The sequence below is a fragment of the Achromobacter sp. MYb9 genome, assembly GCF_002975275.1.
In the GTDB taxonomy this organism is placed as follows: domain Bacteria; phylum Pseudomonadota; class Gammaproteobacteria; order Burkholderiales; family Burkholderiaceae_B; genus Achromobacter.
Genome location: NZ_PCOQ01000053.1, coordinates 1 through 3,471 on the forward strand (window position 1 = coordinate 1; position 3,471 = coordinate 3,471).

Annotated in this window: 3 protein-coding genes and 1 pseudogene; all 4 read right to left on the minus strand. The window is 65.4% G+C overall.

The window, feature by feature from the left end; all coding sequences use genetic code 11:
* Nucleotides 1-139: 139 nt before the first annotated feature.
* Nucleotides 140-973, minus strand: a complete 834-nt coding sequence (locus CQ050_RS30580; protein WP_105560568.1) for a symmetrical bis(5'-nucleosyl)-tetraphosphatase — start codon at nt 971-973, stop codon at nt 140-142.
* Nucleotides 970-2,148, minus strand: coding sequence for an LPS export ABC transporter permease LptG (gene lptG, locus CQ050_RS30585; protein WP_105560569.1), 1,179 nt, complete (start codon nt 2,146-2,148; stop codon nt 970-972). Before lptG ends, CQ050_RS30580 begins: the two co-directional genes overlap by 4 nt.
* A gap of 91 nt (nt 2,149-2,239) precedes the next feature.
* Nucleotides 2,240-2,962: a monofunctional biosynthetic peptidoglycan transglycosylase gene (gene mtgA, locus CQ050_RS30590; RefSeq protein WP_105560570.1), complete on the minus strand. Its 723-nt coding sequence runs from the start codon at nt 2,960-2,962 to the stop codon at nt 2,240-2,242.
* 5 nt (nt 2,963-2,967) lie between these two features.
* Nucleotides 2,968-3,471: pseudogene (gene aroE / locus CQ050_RS30595) on the minus strand (shikimate dehydrogenase); the annotation flags it as partial.

Here is a 3,471-nt window from a genome sequence, read left to right on the forward strand (position 1 = left end):
GAGCGAAGGCTCCGGACCGCAATCGTGGGCGCGCGCCACCCACCCGACCCCGGCGACGGGCGTCCTACGAAGCTACGAAGCTAGGAAGCTACGAACCTACGAAGCCCCACCCCACGCCTCGCAATCACCCAAAAACCCGTCACTCAGACAACGGATCCTGAAACTGCGAACACTTCACCTGCACCAGCTTCCGATCCTGCAACCGCAACGCCGTCAGCGCTCCCCCCCATACGCATCCGGTGTCCAGGCAGATCACGTCCGGGCGTTGCAGCAAGCCCAGCGTCGACCAGTGTCCGAAGACCGTCGTGATGTCGCGTGTCGCCCGGTTCGGGACGTCGAACCAGGGGACCAGGCCCGGGGGCCAGGCGCCTGGGGCGACCTTGGTGGCAAACTCCATGTGGCCGTTTGGCGTGCACAGGCGGATCCGCGTCAGCGCATTGATGATCACCCGCATCCGCTTGCCGCCCTTGTGGTCTTCCTTCCACGTGGCCGGTTCGTTGCCGTACATCTTCTGCAGCGCCTTCTGCCAGTTCGGGCCGCGCAGCGCGTCTTGCACCTCGCCGGCCAGCGACAGCGTCTTGGCGACGTCCCATTTTGCCAGCGTGCCGGCGTGCACCAGCAGATGGCCTTGCTCGAAATGGGCCAGCGGGCGGAACCGCAGCCAGTTGATCAGGGCGGCCGCGTCCGGCGCGCGAAGGATGTCTTCGAGCGTGTCCGATTTTGACGGCTTGCGCACCCCGGCCGCGGCGGCCAGCAGGTGCAGGTCATGATTGCCCAGCACCGACGTCGCGCGGTCGCCCAGGTCGATGATGCGACGCAGGGTTTCCAGCGACTGCGGGCCGCGGTTGACCAGGTCGCCAGCGAACCAGAAGCGCGACTTCGGGTCGCCGACCAGATCGGGGTGGGACAGCAAGCGATCCAGCGGCGAGCAGCACCCCTGCACGTCGCCAATCATCCAGATACTGCCGTTCATGCGGGACTCTTGCTCCAAGGCCAGCGTTGTTGGACGAACCGGGTAATGGTGTGGCGGTATTCCATGTAGCTCATGGCACCCAGCGCCAGCGCCATGGCCCCGATGTTCGGGCCCAGGGCGGTCAGCCAGGGCGGCCACTTGCCCAGCATGCCTACGTTCAACGCCAACTGGTTCAGCATGAAGAAACCCACGCCCAGCAAGATGCCGATGAAGACCTTGGCGCCGACGCCGCCACGGCGGGTCTGCATCAGGCCGATCGGCGCGGCAATCGTGATCATCACCAGCAACGTGAACGGATAGGCCAGTTTGCGCCACAGCGCGACGACCTGTCGACCATATTGCAGCTGGTTGTCGCGCAAATACTCCACATAGTCCAGCAACGTGATGATGGACATGCGTTCAGGCGTCAACACGCGGGCCAGCAGGCGTTCGGGGCTGAGGGTGGTGTCGACCGTGCGTTCGGGCACCTTCACCACGGCGGCCGGGGGATTCTTGGGCGGACGGGCGTTGGCCAGCGCCTCGGAGGCCTCGTTGTCCAGCCGCGTTTCGGCCACGTCCTTCAGCACCAGGTCGCCGTGGGCGAACAGCCCGGTAGGCGCCGTGGAGAGGACGGAAAGCGTCAGGTCTTTCTTGAATTCGTAGAGGGTGACGTTGGCCACCTGGCCGTCGCCCTTGAGTTCGCCGATATTGATGATGCGGGTGCCGCCGTTGGCCGTCGGTTCCTTGAACCAATAGCCGCTCTTCAGGCGGTCGCCGCCGGCCTTGCCCCGAAATAGCAGGTTGGCTTCGCCGCTTTTGATCTCGGCCCACGGGGTGACGTATTCGGACAGCAGGGCCGCGCCGATCATCAGGGGAATGGTGACGACCCACAGCATGCGCAGCAGGCGCATCCCGCTGACGCCCGAGACCCGCAAGATGACGAGTTCATTGCGCTGCGCAAGGCCGGCCAGCGCCAGAATCGCGCCGATCAGCAGCCCGATGGGCAGCAGGTCGTACAAGCGGGTGGGAATGGCCAGCGCCTGCATGTAGAGCAGGGCCATCATGGAGAACTTGTCGCCCACGTTGTCCAGGTCGTCCACCAGCGCGAAGAACGTGAAAAGGCCTAGCAGGGCCATAAGGACCACTGCGCAAGAGCGATAGATCTCGCGGGCCAGGTAGCGACGTGCGGTACGCATGAAAAGGAATGGGAGCGCGTAAACGTGAAAGCTTAACAAATCCCACCGGCAAGGGTGGGGAAGGCCTGACGGAATGTCGTGGTTTCGGGTGTCAGGGGATATCGACCATCTGCATCCGGCGGGTCAGGACGCCGACGCGGGAGTTCAGGTAGTTGGAATTGCGGCGGCTGTCATAGAAGCGGGGGTTGGGCAGCATGGCGGCCAGCCGGGCGGCCTGGCTGGCGCCCAGGTTGGCCGCCGTGGTGTTGAAGTAGTGTTTGGAGGCGGCCTGCGCCCCGAATACGCCCACGCCCCATTCGGCCACGTTCAGATACAGTTCCAGGATGCGCTCCTTGGTCATGACGTGTTCGATCATATAGGTCAAAACCAGTTCCTGGCCCTTGCGAATATAGCTGCGTGAACTGGACAGGAACAGGTTCTTGGCCAACTGCTGGGTGATGGTGGAGCCGCCGCGCATCTTGCTGCGGCCGGCTTCTTCCTGACGCTGGTTGTATTCCCAGGCTTTGCGGATGGCGTCCCATTCGATGCCGTCGTGCCCGGTGAAGTTGGAGTCTTCCGAGGCCACCACCGCGCGCTTGAGGTTGCGGTTGATCTTGTCGTAGGGCACCCACTCGTATTGCAGCTTGAAGTCCGGATTGCCTTCGCGCAGGCGCGACAGCTCTTCGCGCATGATCGCGCTGCTGCCGGGGTCGCGGTAGTTGTACCAGACCACTTGGGCAAAGAGCCAGAATTGATACAGCAGGACCAGACACACCAGCGCCATCAGGACGCCGGTGGTGATCCGGAACCAGGATCGGCCCTTGCGCGCCGCCATGCTGTTCAGCGTCCCGCCATGAGCGTCTCGCGCAGCGCCGCCAGCACAGGCGCCGGATCGGGGCGCACGCCATGCCAGATGAAAAAGCTCTCGGCGGCCTGGCCCACCAGCATGCCCAGGCCATCGGCCATCAGCGCGGCGCCGTCGGCCTCGGCCTGTTTCATGAAGGCGGTGGGGGTGGCGCCGTACATCATGTCGTAGGCCGCGGCGCCCTCGGCGTACAAGCCGGCCGGCAAGTCGGGGGCGGCGTCCTGCAGGCCGCTCGCCGTGGCGTTGATGACCAGGTTCCAGCCGCCAGGCAGGGCGGCGTCGGCCAACCCGCCCGCCGTGACCCGGGTCTGCGGCGACACGCCGGTGCTGCGCCAGGCGTCGGCCAGTTCCAGCGCCTTGGACGCCGTGCGGTTGACGATGTGCAGGCGAACGCAGCCGGCTTCCGCCAGTGGCTGCAGCACGCCGCGGGCGGCGCCGCCCGCGCCCACCAGCAGCACCGACGCGCCGTTCAAGCGCAC